Source organism: Antarctobacter aquimaris (assembly GCF_900184945.1).
In the GTDB taxonomy this organism is placed as follows: Bacteria; Pseudomonadota; Alphaproteobacteria; order Rhodobacterales; family Rhodobacteraceae; genus Maliponia; species Maliponia aquimaris.
This window is the reverse complement of the sequence record NZ_FXYF01000003.1, coordinates 448,098-463,868: the sequence shown is the minus strand read 5'-3', so window position 1 is coordinate 463,868 and position 15,771 is coordinate 448,098. Positions and strand designations below refer to the sequence as shown.

Sequence of the window (15,771 nt, the reverse complement as noted above, 5' to 3'; positions counted from 1 at the left end):
GAGCGACAACACGCTCCCGAATGTCCATTGATAGCGATTTGCCCATGATCCACCTCCACACATGGTGAATCACAGAATCAGACCCGTGGGAATCCACTCGGTTCAGATTTCAAGGACGCCGCGCTAGCGGCGGGTGAAGGTGACCACGCGGCTGAGGTCGCCGGCGTGCGGGCCGGTGGCGCCGGGGCCGTATATCGGCAGGTCGCGGGTGGCGAGGTCGGCGATCCGGTCACCCAGCGCGGCGAACCGCGCGGCAAAGCCCTGCGCCTGCCAGTGTTCGGCATTGACCGACAGCGCGACGATGCCGCCCGGGCGCACCACGCGCAGCACCTCGTCCAGCGCCTGCGCGCCGACGTGACCGTGGGTGAAGGTGCCGGAACTGACCGCGCCGGCGTAGGCGCCGTCTTCGACCGGCAGGCGGTCCAGCAGGTTGCCGGTGAAGAGCCGCGCGTAGATGTCCTTGCGCGCGGCGACGTCCAGCATCTGTTGCGACAGGTCGGTGGCTTCGACCGGGGCGATGCCCAGCACCCGCAGCGCTGCGCCGCAGAGGCCGGTGCCGGCGCCGAGGTCGATCACCGGGGCCTGCCCGCCGGCCTGAACGTAGGCCTCGGCCACGCGCAGCGGCAGGACGTAGTGGTGGCTGTCGGCAAAGCCGCTGTCGTAGGTTTCCGCCCAGGCCGCGTAGAGCCGCAGGTTGTCCTCGGGGGTTTGCAGGGCGTAGGCGGAATCGAGATCGGGCGTGTCCATGCGGCACAGGCTAGGCCAGCATCGGCGCCGGGGAAAGCCCCCCGGGACAGCCTCAGCCCGAGCGCAGGCCGGTTTCGACCAGCAGGCCCCGGCGCTTGGCCTCGTAGTAATAGCCCTTGGCGTACCACATGATCGAGCGATCCCAGTCGCCGTCGCCGACGATGTAGGCGCCCTTGAGGTATTTCAGGCCGTATTTCAGATTGGTGTCGGCATCCAGCAAATCGCTGTTCTTGCCCTGAAAGCCCATGGTCCGCGCGGTCTGCGGCAGGATCTGCAACAGGCCCCAGTAGGGGCCGCTGCGCGCCTTTGGGTTGTGGGTGCTTTCGCGGATTGCCAGCCGGTGGACAAGGCCGCGCGGCAGTTCGTAGTGATCCGCCCACTTGTTGATCTTGGCGCGCAGTTCGGGTGTCTCGTTGAGGTGCAGCGGCGGGTCGCCGGGGGCGGGTCCGGCCTGCGGGCTCTTGGGGCCGGCGGCGCAGCCGGCCAGCAGGGCGGCGGCGGAAATCAGGAATGTACGGCGGGCCAGCATGGGCGCTTCTCCGGAAAAACTGGCTATGTCCTAGAGCGACAACGCCCATCACGCGAGTCCGCCCTGCGCGGATCGGCAAAAGACCGCCAGAGGGCGGCCCTGTCCCGCCGAGGCGGCGGGCGTGTCGAGGCTTGCATATCGGCGCGCCAGCAGCCACCTAAGAGCGCATGACGCGCACCCTGCTTTCCCTTGGTCACGGCTATTCCGCGCGCGCGCTGGCGCCGCGCCTGCTGGCCGAAGGCTGGCAGGTGATCGGCACCACGCGCGACCCGGCCAGGCTGGAGCGACTGGCCGCCACCGGCATCACGCCGATCCTCTGGGAGGCCGGCGCGGTGACCGCGGCGCTGGGCCGCGCCACCCACCTGCTGACCTCCGCCGCCCCCGATTCGGACGGCGACCCGGCGCTGCGGCTGGCAGGCGATGCGATCGCGCGGCGCGCGCCGCACCTCGCCTGGGCCGGCTACCTGTCCACGACCGGCGTCTACGGCGACCACCAGGGCGGCTGGGTCGACGAGGACACGGCCCTGGCGCCCAGCTCGCGCCGGGGGCGGCTGCGCGTCGCCGCCGAGGACGCCTGGGCAGCGATCCCCGGGCTGCCGCTGCACATCTTTCGCCTGGCCGGCATCTACGGGCCGGGGCGCGGCCCCTTCGCCAAGGTGCGCAACGGCACCGCGCGGCGGATCATCAAGGAAAACCAGGTGTTTTCGCGCATCCACGTCGAGGATATCGCGCGGATCCTGAAAGCCTCGATCGACCGGCCGAACCCCGGCAGGGTCTACAACCTGTGTGACGACGACCCCGCACCGCCACAGGACGTCATCGCCTGCGCGGCCGAGCTGCTGGGGATGCCGGTGCCGCCGGCGGTGCCCTTTGAGGAGGCCGACCTCAGCCCGATGGCGCGCAGCTTTTACGGCGAGAGCAAGCGCGTGTCCAACATCCGGATCAAGCAGGAGCTGGGCGTCACCCTGCGCTACCCGGATTACCGCAGCGCGCTGACGGCGATGCTGGCGGCAGAGACGTCGGACGACGACGAGGCGGACGCGGGATGACCTCCGAACCGGAGGTGCCGGGAGAGGCTCCCAAGGCACCAAGGACCCCGCGCAGCCTGGGTGAACTGCTCGAGGCGATGCGCCCGCTGGACGGCGACACGCGCGTGTCGGTCGGCGACGTGCTGGGCCGCGTCGGGGACCAATCCTTTGCCGCGGTGATCCTGGTGCCGGCGGTGGTGCTGGTCTCGCCCATCTCGGGCATACCCGGCAGCCCGACCATCGGCGCGCTGATCACCATCCTGGTGTCGGTGCAGGCGCTGATGGGACGGCGGCATCTGTGGCTGCCGGGGTTCCTGTGCCGCCGCAGCATCACCGCGGACAGGATGAACCGCGCGCTCGACTGGCTGAGCCGCCCCGCACGCTGGATGGACCGCTGGAGCAGCGACCGGCTGAGCCTGCTGAGCTCGCGCGCCTTCCGCCCGCTGGCCTACGCGGCGGTGACGCTGATCGCGCTGTCCTGGCCGGTGCTGGAGCTGCTGCCCTTCGTGACCTCGTTCTTTGCCGGGGCGGTGGCGATGCTGATGTACGGCATCATGACGCGCGACGGGCTGTTCATGCTCTGGGGCTATATCCAGGCGGGCGGGTTGACGCTGCTGCTGGTCTCGATCTGGTCGGGGCTGATCTGACAGTCGAACCGGGCGCTGGAACGCTTTTCGAAAAGCGTTCCTTAACGGCTTTGAAAGCCGTTGACCACGCGGTTTGGAAACCGCTTCAAAACGCGCGTCGCGCGTTTTGAAAGGCCCTTCGAAGGGCCTTTCCCGCCCCACACGTCAGGCGCGCTTGTCCAGCACCTCGACGCCCAGCACCTTGAGCACCCTGGCCACGATGTCCTCGGCGTTCAGCCGGGCCACGGCGTACATGTCGCGCGGGCTGGCCTGGTCGATGAAGGTGTCGGGCAGCACCATGGACCGGTACTTCAGCCCGCGGTCGAACACCCCTTCCTCGGCCAGCAGCTGCGCCACGTGGCTGCCGAAACCGCCCACCGCGCCCTCCTCGATGGTGATCAGCGCGTCATGCTCGCGCGCCAACCGCAGGATCAGGTCGCGGTCCAGCGGCTTGGCAAAGCGCGCATCCGCCACGGTGGGCGACACGCCGCGCGCCTCCAGCGCCTCGCAGGCCTTCAGCACCTCGCCCAGCCGGGTGCCGAACGACAGGATCGCCACGCCCGACCCTTCGCGGATCATCCGGCCCTTGCCGATCTCCAGCACCTGCCCCCGCTCGGGCATCTCCACGCCCTCGCCCTCGCCCCGCGGATAGCGAAAGGCGATGGGACCCTCGTCATGCGCCGCCGCGGTGGCGACCATGTGCTTCAGCTCGGCCTCGTCCGCCGCCGCCATCACCACGAAGCCCGGCAGGTTCGCCAGGTAGGCGACATCGTAGCTGCCCGCGTGGGTCGCACCGTCCGCGCCCACCAGCCCGGCCCGATCGATGGCAAAGCGCACCGGCAGGCGCTGGATCGCCACGTCATGCACCACCTGGTCATAGCCGCGCTGCAAGAAGGTCGAATACATCGCGCAGAAGGGCCGCATTCCTCCCGCCGCCAACCCGGCGCAAAAGGTCACGCCGTGCTGCTCGGCGATGCCCACGTCGAAACAGCGCGAGGGGTAGCGTTCGGCGAACAGGTCCAGCCCGGTGCCGTCCGGCATCGCCGCCGTCACCGCGCAGATGCGTGGGTCGTCGGCGGCCTGCTGCAACAGCGCCTCGGCAAAGACCTTGGTATAGGACGGCGCGTTCGACGGCGCCTTTTTCTGCTTGCCGGTGATCACGTCAAAGGTCGCCCGCGCGTGGCCCTTGTCCGGCGCGTGCTCGGCATGGGAATAGCCCTTGCCCTTCTTGGTCAGCACGTGGATCAGGATCGGCCCGGTCGCGCGTTGGCGCACCGTGCGCAGCACCGGCAACAGCTGGTGCAGGTCGTGCCCGTCCAGCGGCCCGAGGTAGGAAAACCCCAGTTCCTCGAACAGCGTGCCGCCCACGGTCATGCCCTTGAGCATCTCCCTGGCGCGCTTGGCGCCCTCGCGGAACGGCTCCGGCAGCAGCGACACCGCGCCCTTGGCGGCGGCCTTGAGGTCCTGGAACGGCGCCTCGGCATAGAGCCGGCTGAGATAGGACGACAACGCCCCGGTGGGCGGCGCGATGCTCATCTTGTTGTCGTTCAGGATGACGATCAGGCGCTTTTTCAGATGGCCCGCGTTGTTCATCGCCTCAAAGGCCATGCCCGCGCTCATCGACCCGTCGCCGATCACCGCAATCGCGTCGCCATGCCCGGTGTCGCAGACCCCGCCCAGGTCGCGCGCCACGGCAAAGCCGAGCGCCGCGCTGATCGAGGTCGAACTGTGCGCCGCCCCGAACGGGTCATAGGGCGACTCCGACCGCTTGGTGAAACCGCTCAGCCCGTCCTTCTGGCGCAGGGTGCGCATGCGGTCGCGCCGCCCGGTCAGGATCTTGTGCGGGTAACACTGGTGACTGACGTCCCAGACGATCTTGTCGCGCGGCGCGTCGAACACCGCGTGCAGCGCCACGGTCAGCTCGACCACGCCCAGCCCCGCGCCCAGGTGGCCGCCGGTTTCGGACACGGCCGAAATCGTCTCGGCGCGCACCTCCTGCGCCAGCCGCTCCAGCTCGGCGTCGGAGAAGTGTTTCATGTCCGCCGGGCTGCGCACCCGGTCGAGCAAGGGGGTCTGGGGCCGGTCGCTCATCGGGCGCCCTCCGTTGGGTCAGGTCCGGCGCGAGATAGCGAACCGCGCCGCCTCCTGCAAGTTTCGTGCCTCGGCACCGTAAACAGATAGGCAGTCGCAGGCCTCCGTCACCAGGGTTTCGGCGCGGCGTTTCGCCCCGTCCAGCCCCAGCAGCGACACGAATGTCGCCTTGCCGCGCCCGGCATCCTTGCCCACCGCCTTGCCCATCTGCGCCGCATCCCCCTCGACATCCAGGATGTCGTCGGCGATCTGAAAGGCCAGGCCCAGCCGCTGCGCATACCCGGTCATCGGCGCCACCTCGGCCCGCGCCATCCGCGCCCCCGCCTCCGCCGCCCAGCCGATCAGCGCGCCGGTCTTGCCCGCCTGAAGCGCGGTGATCTGGTCCAGCGTCAGGGGCGCCTCGGCCTGCTCGGCCGCCATGTCCAGCGCCTGGCCCAACACCATGCCGCGCGCCCCCGAGGCCCGCGCCAGGCTCAGGCACAGGTCCGCGCGCACACCCGCGTCCGGGTGGCATTCGTCCCGCGCCACCAGTTCAAAGCCCAAGCTCTGCAAGGCATCCCCGGCCAGCACGGCGGTCGCCTCGTCCCATTTGCGATGCACCGTGGGCAACCCGCGCCGCAGGTCGTCGTCGTCCATGCAGGGCAGATCGTCATGCACCAGGCTGTAGGCATGGATCGCCTCGATGGCCGTGGCAGGCCACAGCGCCTGTTCCGCCGCCACGCCGTGCAGCCGCGCGCCCTCCAGTACCAGGTAACCGCGCAGCCGCTTGCCACCGCCGGCGGCATAGCCCATGGCCTCGACCACCGGCAGCGCCGGATGCTCGGCCAGCACGCGCCGCAAATGCCCCTCGATGGCCCGCGCCGCCTGCGCCAGCCCGTCCGCGAAACTCATCAGAGTCCCTCGACCGCTTTCGTCCCGGTCGGGTTGCCCTCGGCGTCCAGCGTGATCTGGGCGACCTTCTCCTCGGCTTCCTTCAGCTTCTTCTCGCAGCGCGCGCGCAGCTTGGCGCCGCGGTCATAGAGCGCGATGGAGTCCTCCAGCGCCACGTCGCCGCGCTCCAGCATGCCCACCACCTTTTCCAGCTCGGCCATGGCCTGCTCGAAACTCATCTCCTCGACCGGCGTCTCGCTCATGCCCCTGCCTCCATCAACACTTCCACATGCGCCTTGCCGCTGGCGCTCAGCGCGGCCAGATCATAGCCGCCCTCCAGACAGGACACCACGCGCCCGCCGCAGACATCGCGCGCCATCTTGCACAACTCGCGGGTGATCCAGCGGAAATCCTCGACCGACCACTCCAGCTGCGCCAGCGGATCGTCCTGATGCGCGTCGAACCCGGCCGAGATGATCAGCAGTTCCGGCTCGAAGGCGCGCAGCCGCGAAATCGCCGGCGCCCAGGCCGCGCGCATCTCGGCCCCGCCCGATCCCGGCGCCAGGGGCAGGTTCAGCACGTTGTCATGCGCGCCGCGCTCGTCCGGCCGCCCGGTGCCGGGCCACAGCGGCATCTGGTGGCTGCCGATGAACAGCGTGCGCGCCTCGTTCCACAGCAGGTCCTGCGTGCCGTTGCCGTGATGCACGTCGAAATCCACCACCGCCACGCGGCTCAACCCATGCGCCTCCAGCGCGTGTTTCGCCGCGATGGCGACGTTGCCGAACAGGCAGAACCCCATCGGCGTCTCGGTCTCGGCATGGTGCCCCGGCGGCCGCATGGCGCAAAAGGCATTGGCCACCCGCCCCTCCAGCACCGCGTCCACCGCCGCCACGGCCGCCCCGGCGGCGCGCGACGCGGCGCGGAACGACCCCGGCGACAGCCAGGTGTCGGCATCCAGCTGCACCTGCCCGCTGGCCGGCACGCCGGCGCGGATCCGGTCGATGTAGCGCTGCGGATGGCACAGCCGCAGCTGCGCGTCCTCCGCCTCGGGCGCCGCCTCGCGCACCAGGTCCAGCCCGGCCAGCGCGTGCAGCAGGTGTTCCAGCCGCGCCACCCGCTCCGGGTGGCCCTCCGGCGTCACGTGATCCAGCCCGTCCGCGTGGGTAAAGAGTGCCGTCGCCATCGCGCCCCCTGCTTCTTTTCTGCAAAAATACCCGAAACGCGCCCGCAGGGCGCGACTCCCCGGTGACCAAAACGCGAATCCGCCGCCGCCGCAAGGTGTCAGTCGGGCGCCAGCATGTAACCGGACCCGCGCACCGTCTGCAGGTAGCGCGGCTGTTTCGGGTCGGCCTCCAGCTTGCGCCGCAGCCGGGTGATCTGCACGTCCACCGCGCGCTCCTGCGCCTGGCCTTTGTCGCGGCCCAGTTCCTCGACCAGCTTGGACCGGCTCAGCGCCTCGCCGGGTCGGGCGGAAAAGATCCGCATCAGCTGGCTTTCGGTCGCGGTCAGTCGGATCAGGTCCTCGCCGCGCCACATCTCGCCGCGCTCGATGTCATAGCGGAAATCGCCCAGCGTCAGCAGCTTGGGCGCGCTGTCCTCGGGTTTCGGCTCGGGCATCCGCCGCAGGATGGCGTTGATCCGCAGCAGCAGCTCCTTGGGTTCGAATGGCTTGGCCAGGTAATCGTCCGCCCCCGCCTCCAGCCCCTTGATGCGGTCCTCGGTCTCGGACCGCGCGGTCAGCAGCAGCACCGGCGTGGTCCGCGTCTCGCGGATGCCGCGCGTCAGGCTCACGCCGTCTTCGCCCGGCATCATCACGTCCAGCACGATCAGGTCAAAGTCGAGCCCCGCCAGCAGCCGCCGCGCATGCGCCGCGTCGCGTGCCGCGCTGACCAGAAAGCCGTTGCGCATCAGGAACTTCTGCAACAGCCCCCGGATCCGCTCGTCATCGTCGACGATCAGCAGGTGGGCATCGTTTTCGCTCATCCCCGGCCCTCCCTCAGCTTGTGGTACTGCCGGCGCAACTCCGGGTCCATCATCGCCTCCAGCACCCGGCGAAAGCCCGCCACCGCCTCGGGGCCCGCCTCGCGGTAGGCCGCGCGCATGCGCAGGCGCTGCGCGTCCGACAGCCGGCGCTCGAGGTCCTCGCCCGCCTGTGTCAGGTACAGGTGCCGCTCGCGCTTGTCGACCCGCCCGACACGGCTCTCCACCAGCCCGTCCTCGATCAGCGTGCGCAGCACCCGGTTCAGCGATTGCTTGGTCACGCCGAGGATGGTCAGCAGGTTGTTGACCGTGGTGCCCGGCGCGCCATGAATGAAGTGCAGCGCCCGATGGTGCGCCCGGCCATAGCTGAGCCCGCCCAGGATGCGGTCCGGGTCAGCGGTAAAGCCCCGGTAGGCAAAGAACATCGCCTCCGCGCCCTGGCGCAGCTGTTCGTCCGTAAGGTAGAGCAGGGTCTCGCCCTGCGTGCCGCGCCCCTCTGACATCTTCGCCCGTATCCCCTTCCGATTTGCCCCATTTTAAGTCAGCCTTGTTGACATTCCAAGATCAAACTGGTAGCGAGTCGCAGATTTGGCGCAATATTATGTCCGCCCCGGACGTTTTTGGCGCAACTTTCGGAAAACTGGCCTGCTGCACGCAAGGGAGAGACGAGATGGCAGATGGAGCGTATGACGACCGCGACGGCAAGATCTGGCTGGATGGCCAGCTGGTGGACTGGCGGGCGGCGAATGTACATGTACTGAGCCACGCGCTGCACTATGCCAGCTCCGTCTTCGAGGGCGAACGCTGCTACAACGGCAAGATCTTCCTGTCGCGCAAGCATTCCGAGCGGCTGCATTTCTCCGCCCGCGAACTGGACTTCGAGATCCCCTATACCGTGGACGAGATCGAGGCCGCCAAGCAGGCGGTGCTGGCGGCCAACGGCCTGACCGACGCCTACGTGCGGGCGGTGGCCTGGCGCGGCGCGGGTCCGGACATGGGTGTCGCCTCGGCGCGCAACCCGGTGCGGATGGCGGTCGCGGCCTGGTCCTGGGGCAACTACTACGGCGATGCCAAGATGAAGGGCGCCAAGCTCGACATCTCCAAGTGGAAGCGCCCCTCGCCCGAGACGATCCCCGTGCATGCCAAGGCCGCCGGCCTCTACATGATCTGCACCACGTCGAAACACGCGGCCGAGGCCAAGGGCTGTTCCGACGCGCTGTTCATGGATTACCGCGGCTACGTGGCCGAGGCGACCGGCGCCAACATCTTCTTCGTCAAGGACGGCGAGGTCCACACGCCCAAGCCGGACTGCTTCCTCAACGGGCTGACCCGCCAGACCGTGATCGGCATGTTGCAGGACAAGCAGATCAAGGTGCACGAACGCCACATCATGCCCGAGGAGATGGAAGGCTTTGAGCAGTGCTGGCTGACCGGCACCGCCGCCGAGGTCACGCCCGTCGGCCAGATCGGCAGCTTCAACTTCGAGGTCGGCGCGCTGACGCGCGACATCTCACAAAGCTACGAAAAGCTGGTCCGCAGCTGAGCGGACCGGACCGGGGTCCGCCGCGCCGCCCGCGCGACGGACCACCCCCGGCATCAGGCCGGGGTCACGCCGCGCGGCGGCCCCGGAGCATCGACCGCAATTGCGCGGTGTTGCCCTGGATGACCGCGTTCAGCTCCACCATCCGCGCCAGCCGCTGCTCGATTTCCTTCTGGCAGGCATCCAGCTGTTCGACGATGCCCACCAGCGCGGTGCCCGAGTTCGACAGCGCCGCGCTTTCGATCTTGCACATCATGCGGGTCGAGCTGAGCCCGGTGACATAGCGCTTCATGTCCAGCACGCTGCGGGCAAACCGCTTGGCCTCGGCCTCCACGCTGTCGAGCGAGGTCGCCGTCTCCTCGAGGAACGTCCGGCGATGCGACTCGATCTCGGCGATCTCGGCATCGACGTCGATCCGCTCCGGGCAGGCCGCGGCACGGGTGCCGAAACCGGCGATCATCTCGGACTCGAGCGCGGTGGAAAAGCTCAGGAACTGCCCCTTGAGGATGGCATCGCGGATGCGGGCAAAGACGCAGGCCTCGCCGTCGACAAAGGTCCTGACCCAGGTGGTCATCTCCTCCAGCATCTGGCTGTAGTTGACCGAAATCGCGCTGATCGGCCCGCCGGCATTCTCCAGCCGCGAGGCGATGATGCGCATGTTCATCGGCACCGTGCGGATCGCCTTGAACGCCTCGGTCATGTCCGTCGTCTCGACCCCGACCTGGGCGATCGCCCCGGCCATGTCGCGGAACCTGCGTTGCAGCGCGTCGATCTCGCCGCCGGTCTGCTGGGCGCGCGACGCGTATTCGGTGGCCAGCGCGTGGCTCTGAAAGGCGTCGTAGGTGGAAAACCCCCTGGCCTTGATGGCGGCCTGAAGCGCCTCGGCGCTGTCGCGCGGCGACAGGCCTTCGGATTTCTCGCGCTGCAACAGGTCCGCGTAGAGCGCGGAGACGGTGCCGAACAGCTCGGAACTGGGCTTCAGCCGGGTCGAGATGTAGCCGCCCTCGGCCGGGGCGATCAGCGCAAAGACCCAGTAGTAGCGCCCGGACTTGCAGCGGTTCTTGACGTAGGCGCCGGTCGGCTTGCCGGCTTTCAGGCGGTCCCAGAGCAGCTGGAACACGCCCTTGGGCATGTCCGGGTGGCGGATCAGCTTGTGCGGCGCGCCCAGCATCTCCTCCCACTCGTAGCCGGCGACGCGCTGGAACACGCAGTTGCCGGCCTTGATGACGCCGCGCGGATCGGTGCGCGAATAGAACAGCTCGGACAGGTGGAACGTCGCTTCCGAACCGGCATAGCTGCTGTCCGCGGTAAAGCTGGGGGTCGGTTGGGTCATGGGTGCTCCTGCTGGGGCCGGGGGCCGCGCGATATCCGTCCGGGCGGCGTCACATCATCGAGCGCAGCATCGCGGTGTTGTTCTGGATCACGGCGTTCAACTCCTCGATCCGGGCCAGCCGCGCCTCGATCTCGTCCTGGCAGTTGTCCAGCTGTTCGACGATCCCGCTCAGCGCGGTGCCCGAGCTCGACAGCGTGGCACTTTCGATCTTGCACATCATCCGCGTCGAACTGAGCCCGGTGACATAGCGCTTCATGTCCAGCACGCTGCCGGCAAACCGCTGTGCCCCGCGCTGTACCGCGCGCAGCGAGGTGACGGTCTGTTCGTGAAAGCGGGTGGCGTGGCCGCTGACCTCGGCGGTCTCCCGCGCCAGGTCCACGCTGTCGGGATAGCTGTCCCCCGGCTTGCGGAAACTGGCCATCATCTCCTGTTCCACCGCCTCGGAGAAGGCCAGGAACTGGCCGGTGAGGATGGCGTCGCGGATCTGGGCAAAGACGCAATCGCCCCCCTCGATGAACTTGCCCACCCAGGCGGTCATCTCTTCCAGCATCTGGCTGTAGTTGACCGAAATGGCACTGATCGGCCCGCCGGCATTCTCCAGCCGCGAGGCGATGATGCGCATGTTCATCGGCACGGTGCGGATCGACTTGAAAGCCTCGGTCATGCAGCCGGTCTCGTCCGAGACCTGGGCGATGGCGCGGGACATGTCGACAAAGCGTTTCAGCATCGGGTCCAGCGGCAGTCCCAGCTGCCGCGCGCGGGCCTCGAATTCGGAGGCGAGCGCGTGGCTCTGGAAGGTGTCGTAGCTGCCAAAGCCCCGGTCGCGCACCCAGGTTTCCAGCGCGGCGGCGCTCTGCGCCGGGGTCAGCCCCTCGTCCTGTTCGCGCCTGAGCAGCGCGGCATACTGTTCCTCGACGGCATCGCGCAGCGGCGAGGTCGGCTTGATCCGGGTCGAGATATAGCCCTCCCCGGTTGGCGAGACGAGCGCGAAGACCCAGTAGAACCGCCCGCAGGCGCGGCGGTTCTTGATGTAGGCGCCGGTCGGCTTGCCCTGCTTGATGCGCTCCCACATCAGGTGGAACACGCCCTTGGGCATGTCGGGATGGCGGATCAGCTTGTGCGGGGCGCCGATCAGCCGGTCCCAGTCATGCCCCGCGACCCGCTGGAACACGTCGTTGCCGGCCAGGATCACGCCGCGCGCATCGGTGCGCGAATAAAACGTCTCCGACAGCTTGAAAACCTGCTCTGATCCCGCGGCGCTGGCGGCAAATTCCGGACTTAGCTCTGACATGCGCGACTCCTCGTTGCCGCGACACTAGGGCCAAACCCCTTTGCGAAAGCTGAACGCCGCCGGGATTGCGGTCCGGCGGCGTTCGGATATTTCGGAAAAATCCGGCAGGTCAGCCCGGGCTGAGGCCGCGCATCCGCTCGGACCGGCGGCGCAGGATCTCGACCGTCGTCAGCAGCGCGATGGAGATCACCACCAGCAGCGTCGCCACGGCCAGGATCGTCGGGCTGATCTGTTCGCGCAGGCCGGTGAACATCTGCCAGGGCAGCGTCTGCTGGCGGGCCGAGCCGACAAAGATCACCACCACCACCTCGTCAAAGGAGGTGATGAAGGCGAACAGCCCGCCCGAGATCACCCCCGGCAGGATCAGCGGCATCTGCACGCGAAAGAAGGTGGTGACCGGGTCCGCACCCATGTTCGCCGCCGCGCGGGTCAAGGAGCGGTCGAACCCCACCAGCGTCGCCGTCACGGTGATGATGACGAACGGGATGCCCAGCGCCGCATGCGCCAGCACCACGCCCATCAGCGTCCCCTGCAACCCGATCCGGCTGTAGAAGAAATACATCCCCGCGGCCGAGATGATCAGCGGCACGATCATCGGCGAAATCAGGATCGCCATGATCGCCCGGCGAAACGGCACGTGCTCGGACGACAGGCCGATCGCCGCGAGCGTGCCAAAGCTGACCGACAGCAGCGTCGCCAGCGGCGCGATGATCAGCGAGTTGCGCAGCGCCCCCTGCCATTCCGAAGAGGAAAAGAAATCCCTGTAGTGCTTGAGGCTGTAGCCGTCGGGATCAAAGCGCAGCATCTCGGGGGTGAAGGTAAAGAAGTCCTGCGCGTTGAACGACAGCGGCATCACCACCAGGATCGGGGTGATCAGAAAGACAAAGATCGCGCCGCAGAGCACGCGGAAACCGTAGTGCCACAGCACCTGCCCCGCGGTCAGGTAGGGCGCCAGCGGCACCCGGTAGCGCCCCAGCCCGATCCAGTAGGCGAACCAGCCAAAGAACCAGCCGAACAGCGCCCCGACGACCAGCCCCGGCGCTCCGGCCCACAACAGCCCGGCCAGCGCCATCAGCCCGATCAGCGCCCATTTCGCCGGCTTTTCCAGGCCGGGGGACAGCACCTTCAGCAGCACCAGGGTGATCACCGCCAGCAGGACAAACCCACCGACGATCCCCAGCGGGACCGACCCGTTGGCCGCGCCCACGAATATCCCGGCAAAGGCGCCCGAGGCCCCCACCACCGGCGCGGCGAAGGAGATCGGCTTCTTGACGGCTACGGTTTCGACTGCCATGGCTCAGTGCTCCTGAGGTATCTGTGGGCGCCGGGCCGCCTGGGCCCGCGCCGTGTCGATGGCGGCCTGCATCATCTGCGGCCGGAATTCGGTGTCGTTGTTGAGGCGATAGGCCGTCCACATCGGATCGCCCGGCTCTCCCTGCAACGGCATGGATCAGCCCCCGAGCTTGACGTTGTCGATGCCGACGATCTTGTCGTAGGCCCAGTAGAGGATCAGCACCGCCGCCAGCAGGATCGTCCCCAGCGCGGCCGCCAGGCCCCAGTTCAGCGAAGACGAGATGTGGTAGGCGATCCGGTTCGAGATGAACGTACCCGTCGTGCCGCCCACCAGTTCCGGCGTGATGTAGTAGCCGATGGCCAGGATGAAGACGAGGATCGAGCCCGCGCCGATGCCCGGCACCGACTGCGGGAAATAGACCCGCCAGAAGGCCGTCCAGTTCGTCGCACCCAGCGATTTCGCCGCGCGCACGTAGTAGGGCGGGATCGTCGACATCACCGAATACATCGGCAGGATCATGAAGGGCAGCAGGATGTGGGTCATCGCGATGATGGTGCCCAGCTGGTTGTTGATCATCACCAGCCGCGCATCATCCGCCACCAGCCCCAGCCAGACCAGCGTGTCGTTGATCACCCCTTGCTGTTGCAGCATCACCTTCCAGGCCGAGGTCCGCACCAGCAGCGAGGTCCAGAACGGCAGCAGCACCAGGATCATCAGCAGGTTCGCGGTGCGCATCGGCAGGTTCGCCAGCAGGAAGGCCACCGGGTAGGCCAGCATGATGCAGCTGAAGGTGATCATCAGCGACATGAACATGGTGCGCTTGAACAGCAATCCGTAGATCTGTTCGGTCTCGGGGCGCATCTCGATGCCCTGCGGCGTCTTCTGCATGTCGACGGCGTTCAGGAAGTAGCCCGAGGTATAGGCCGGGCTGTAGGCCTTGATCGTCTGCCACAGCTTGAAGTCCAGCCAGCCCTTGTCGATCTCGCCAAAGCCGTCCTTGACGGAGATGGTCTTGAAATCGGCGCTGTCGACCAGCGCGTCGGCGGCTTTCAGCATCTCGGCGCGCGGCCCCGCGTAGGCGGACATGTCGCCGGCCTTGAGATCCTCGTAGAGCCGGGTGTGGACGATCGACCACGGCTCTTCCTTCAGCAGGCTCTTTTCCTCTTCCTCGATCTGGAAATCGGCGAATGTCCGGTAGATCGCCGCCGTGCGCGGCAACAGGTCCTCGATCCCCTCGCGCAGCTCGAACGCCGGCAGGTCGTCGTCCTTTTCCCAAGCCCTCATCTCGGCCAGCCAGTCGTCCGAGCCCATCAGCTCGGCCCAGGGTTCGCCCTCGTCCCAGTCCTTGTCCAGGTCCTTGAACTGGTCGAGATAGACCTCGCCGATGTCGTCCAGCCCGCGCCCCGACTTGCGGAACAGCGACGACACGCCGGTCATCTCGTAGTTCAGACGCGATCCGACCCGCGTGTGCTGCTTGCGCTCGGCGGCCAGGAACAGGTCGGTGTAGGCGGCGTCGAACACCGCGGGGCCGGGCAACTCACCGGTGGTCGAGTCCCAGTCCTTCAGCGCCTCCGCGGTCAGCGGCATGGTGCCGTGGACCGTGCCGACCTGGCTGTCGTCGACCGAACGGAACAGCATGTCGGCAATCGGCGCGATGAAGGTCACCAGCACAAAGATCAGCAGCGGCGCGATCAGCGCCAGCGCCCGCATCTTCTGCGCCCGCAATGCCCGTGCAAGGCTGCGCTTCAGCGGCGTGCCGTCGGCGGCGAGCATCGGCCCGGCTTTCTTCGTCGGTCCCGAATTCGTCGCGTCGCTCATGCTGCACCCTCCACAAGAATGATGGTTCCGTCGGAATGGTCGCGGCGGATCTGCGCGACCTCCTGGTAGGCAGGATCGTGGTAGGCCGCCTTTGCGGCCGCGTAGCCGGGATAGGCGATCACCACGTGCCGCGCGCCCAGCGTGCCCTCCAGCACCTCTGACCGGCCGCCGCGCACGATGTAGCGCGCGCCATGGCCGCGCATGATCGGCGTGTTGCCTGTCACGTAGGGCGCATAGCTGTCGGGGTCGTGCACCGTGACATGGGCGATCAGGTAGCCCAGCGGGGCCGCGCCCGCCGGATCGGGCAGCGCCTCGTCGTTGCCCTCGGCCACCATGATCGTGCTTGTGGCACTGGCGCGGCGGATCTGCGCGACCTCCTGGTAGGCGGGATCGTGGTAGGCCGCCCGCGCCCTGTCGTAGCTGTCGAATTCAAAGACGACGTGCCGGTCCTCGGCCGCGCCCTCGACCACCTCGGCCTGCCCGCCCCGCACCAGGAAACGCCCCCCGAGGCCCAGCAGGATCGGCGTGTCCCGCGCGACGTACGTCTTGTACGCCTCGGGATCGTGCACCGTGATGTGACCGATGATGTAGCCCTTGGGCATGTCGTGTCCCTGTCCCATTTGG

Annotated in this window: 17 protein-coding genes; 3 read left to right on the top strand and 14 right to left on the bottom strand. The window is 68.0% G+C overall.

Going from position 1 to position 15,771, the window contains the following annotated elements:
- Positions 1-123: 123 nt before the first annotated feature.
- Together MAA8898_RS07875 and MAA8898_RS07870 are read right to left on the bottom strand one after the other, a co-directional pair.
- A complete protein-coding gene (locus tag MAA8898_RS07875; RefSeq protein WP_094020432.1) occupies positions 124-747 on the bottom strand; it encodes a class I SAM-dependent DNA methyltransferase in 624 nt (207 codons plus the stop codon).
- Between the two features lie 52 nt (positions 748-799).
- Positions 800-1,276 (bottom strand): transglycosylase SLT domain-containing protein, encoded by a 477-nt coding sequence (locus MAA8898_RS07870; RefSeq protein WP_094020431.1) that lies wholly within the window; start codon positions 1,274-1,276, stop codon positions 800-802.
- Between the two features lie 167 nt (positions 1,277-1,443).
- On the opposite strand from MAA8898_RS07870, the gene MAA8898_RS07865 reads away from it, so the two are divergent.
- Both MAA8898_RS07865 and MAA8898_RS07860 read left to right on the top strand, forming a co-directional pair.
- The gene (locus MAA8898_RS07865) at positions 1,444-2,325 is read left to right on the top strand and encodes an SDR family oxidoreductase (RefSeq protein WP_094020430.1); all 882 of its coding nucleotides are present in this window, start codon (positions 1,444-1,446) and stop codon (positions 2,323-2,325) included.
- Complete coding sequence (locus MAA8898_RS07860; protein WP_094020429.1) at positions 2,322-2,951, top strand: exopolysaccharide biosynthesis protein; 630 nt, start codon at positions 2,322-2,324, stop codon at positions 2,949-2,951. The genes MAA8898_RS07865 and MAA8898_RS07860 overlap by 4 nt, the downstream gene beginning before the upstream one ends.
- A 144-nt stretch (positions 2,952-3,095) precedes the next feature.
- On the opposite strand, the gene dxs is transcribed toward MAA8898_RS07860, so the two are convergent.
- The 6 genes from dxs to MAA8898_RS07830 all read right to left on the bottom strand — a co-directional run bounded on the left by dxs (position 3,096) and on the right by MAA8898_RS07830 (position 8,374).
- Entirely contained in the window at positions 3,096-5,021 is a 1,926-nt protein-coding gene (dxs, locus tag MAA8898_RS07855) for a 1-deoxy-D-xylulose-5-phosphate synthase (RefSeq protein ID WP_094020428.1), read from the bottom strand.
- A gap of 18 nt (positions 5,022-5,039) precedes the next feature.
- Positions 5,040-5,912, bottom strand: a complete 873-nt coding sequence (locus tag MAA8898_RS07850) for a polyprenyl synthetase family protein (RefSeq protein ID WP_094020427.1) — start codon at positions 5,910-5,912, stop codon at positions 5,040-5,042.
- Positions 5,912-6,154 (bottom strand): exodeoxyribonuclease VII small subunit, encoded by a 243-nt coding sequence (locus MAA8898_RS07845; protein ID WP_094020426.1) that lies wholly within the window; start codon positions 6,152-6,154, stop codon positions 5,912-5,914. Before MAA8898_RS07845 ends, MAA8898_RS07850 begins: the two co-directional genes overlap by 1 nt.
- Entirely contained in the window at positions 6,151-7,074 is a 924-nt protein-coding gene (locus tag MAA8898_RS07840; protein ID WP_094020425.1) for a histone deacetylase family protein, read from the bottom strand. The genes MAA8898_RS07845 and MAA8898_RS07840 overlap by 4 nt, the downstream gene beginning before the upstream one ends.
- A 98-nt stretch (positions 7,075-7,172) precedes the next feature.
- Positions 7,173-7,874: a response regulator gene (locus tag MAA8898_RS07835; RefSeq protein ID WP_094020424.1), complete on the bottom strand. Its 702-nt coding sequence runs from the start codon at positions 7,872-7,874 to the stop codon at positions 7,173-7,175.
- Positions 7,871-8,374: a MarR family winged helix-turn-helix transcriptional regulator gene (locus MAA8898_RS07830; protein WP_094020423.1), complete on the bottom strand. Its 504-nt coding sequence runs from the start codon at positions 8,372-8,374 to the stop codon at positions 7,871-7,873. Before MAA8898_RS07830 ends, MAA8898_RS07835 begins: the two co-directional genes overlap by 4 nt.
- A 167-nt stretch (positions 8,375-8,541) precedes the next feature.
- Here MAA8898_RS07830 and MAA8898_RS07825 point away from each other — a divergent pair, with 167 nt between their 5' ends.
- Positions 8,542-9,414 (top strand): branched-chain amino acid aminotransferase, encoded by an 873-nt coding sequence (locus MAA8898_RS07825; protein ID WP_094020422.1) that lies wholly within the window; start codon positions 8,542-8,544, stop codon positions 9,412-9,414.
- A 64-nt stretch (positions 9,415-9,478) separates the two neighbouring features.
- On the opposite strand, the gene MAA8898_RS07820 is transcribed toward MAA8898_RS07825, so the two are convergent.
- The 6 genes from MAA8898_RS07820 to MAA8898_RS27200 form a co-directional block, all read right to left on the bottom strand.
- Positions 9,479-10,744 (bottom strand): PAS domain-containing protein, encoded by a 1,266-nt coding sequence (locus MAA8898_RS07820; protein ID WP_094020421.1) that lies wholly within the window; start codon positions 10,742-10,744, stop codon positions 9,479-9,481.
- A gap of 49 nt (positions 10,745-10,793) precedes the next feature.
- Positions 10,794-12,035: a PAS domain-containing protein gene (locus MAA8898_RS07815; protein ID WP_094020420.1), complete on the bottom strand. Its 1,242-nt coding sequence runs from the start codon at positions 12,033-12,035 to the stop codon at positions 10,794-10,796.
- A gap of 109 nt (positions 12,036-12,144) precedes the next feature.
- Entirely contained in the window at positions 12,145-13,329 is a 1,185-nt protein-coding gene (locus MAA8898_RS07810) for an ABC transporter permease (protein WP_094020419.1), read from the bottom strand.
- A gap of 3 nt (positions 13,330-13,332) precedes the next feature.
- Positions 13,333-13,482: a hypothetical protein gene (locus MAA8898_RS26185; RefSeq protein ID WP_176445095.1), complete on the bottom strand. Its 150-nt coding sequence runs from the start codon at positions 13,480-13,482 to the stop codon at positions 13,333-13,335.
- 3 nt (positions 13,483-13,485) lie between these two features.
- A complete protein-coding gene (locus tag MAA8898_RS07805; RefSeq protein ID WP_094020418.1) occupies positions 13,486-15,147 on the bottom strand; it encodes an ABC transporter permease in 1,662 nt (553 codons plus the stop codon).
- Positions 15,144-15,767, bottom strand: a complete 624-nt coding sequence (locus MAA8898_RS27200; protein ID WP_306456394.1) for a DUF1330 domain-containing protein — start codon at positions 15,765-15,767, stop codon at positions 15,144-15,146. Before MAA8898_RS27200 ends, MAA8898_RS07805 begins: the two co-directional genes overlap by 4 nt.
- Between the last annotated feature and the right edge of the window lie 4 nt (positions 15,768-15,771).

Bases quoted from the DNA above. Each gene is read 5' to 3' on its own strand.
- MAA8898_RS07835 (WP_094020424.1), bottom strand. From the start codon at position 7,874: ATGAGCGAAAACGATGCCCACCTGCTGATCGTCGACGATGACGAGCGG.
- dxs (WP_094020428.1), bottom strand. From the start codon at position 5,021: ATGAGCGACCGGCCCCAGACCCCCTTGCTCGACCGGGTGCGCAGCCCG.
- MAA8898_RS26185 (WP_176445095.1), bottom strand. From the start codon at position 13,482: ATGCCGTTGCAGGGAGAGCCGGGCGATCCGATGTGGACGGCCTATCGC.
- MAA8898_RS07845 (WP_094020426.1), bottom strand. From the start codon at position 6,154: ATGAGCGAGACGCCGGTCGAGGAGATGAGTTTCGAGCAGGCCATGGCC.
- MAA8898_RS07850 (WP_094020427.1), bottom strand. From the start codon at position 5,912: ATGAGTTTCGCGGACGGGCTGGCGCAGGCGGCGCGGGCCATCGAGGGG.
- MAA8898_RS07865 (WP_094020430.1), top strand. From the start codon at position 1,444: ATGACGCGCACCCTGCTTTCCCTTGGTCACGGCTATTCCGCGCGCGCG.
- MAA8898_RS07810 (WP_094020419.1), bottom strand. From the start codon at position 13,329: ATGGCAGTCGAAACCGTAGCCGTCAAGAAGCCGATCTCCTTCGCCGCG.
- MAA8898_RS27200 (WP_306456394.1), bottom strand. From the start codon at position 15,767: ATGGGACAGGGACACGACATGCCCAAGGGCTACATCATCGGTCACATC.
- MAA8898_RS07860 (WP_094020429.1), top strand. From the start codon at position 2,322: ATGACCTCCGAACCGGAGGTGCCGGGAGAGGCTCCCAAGGCACCAAGG.
- MAA8898_RS07870 (WP_094020431.1), bottom strand. From the start codon at position 1,276: ATGCTGGCCCGCCGTACATTCCTGATTTCCGCCGCCGCCCTGCTGGCC.
- MAA8898_RS07830 (WP_094020423.1), bottom strand. From the start codon at position 8,374: ATGTCAGAGGGGCGCGGCACGCAGGGCGAGACCCTGCTCTACCTTACG.
- MAA8898_RS07805 (WP_094020418.1), bottom strand. From the start codon at position 15,147: ATGAGCGACGCGACGAATTCGGGACCGACGAAGAAAGCCGGGCCGATG.
- MAA8898_RS07840 (WP_094020425.1), bottom strand. From the start codon at position 7,074: ATGGCGACGGCACTCTTTACCCACGCGGACGGGCTGGATCACGTGACG.
- MAA8898_RS07825 (WP_094020422.1), top strand. From the start codon at position 8,542: ATGGCAGATGGAGCGTATGACGACCGCGACGGCAAGATCTGGCTGGAT.
- MAA8898_RS07820 (WP_094020421.1), bottom strand. From the start codon at position 10,744: ATGACCCAACCGACCCCCAGCTTTACCGCGGACAGCAGCTATGCCGGT.
- MAA8898_RS07875 (WP_094020432.1), bottom strand. From the start codon at position 747: ATGGACACGCCCGATCTCGATTCCGCCTACGCCCTGCAAACCCCCGAG.
- MAA8898_RS07815 (WP_094020420.1), bottom strand. From the start codon at position 12,035: ATGTCAGAGCTAAGTCCGGAATTTGCCGCCAGCGCCGCGGGATCAGAG.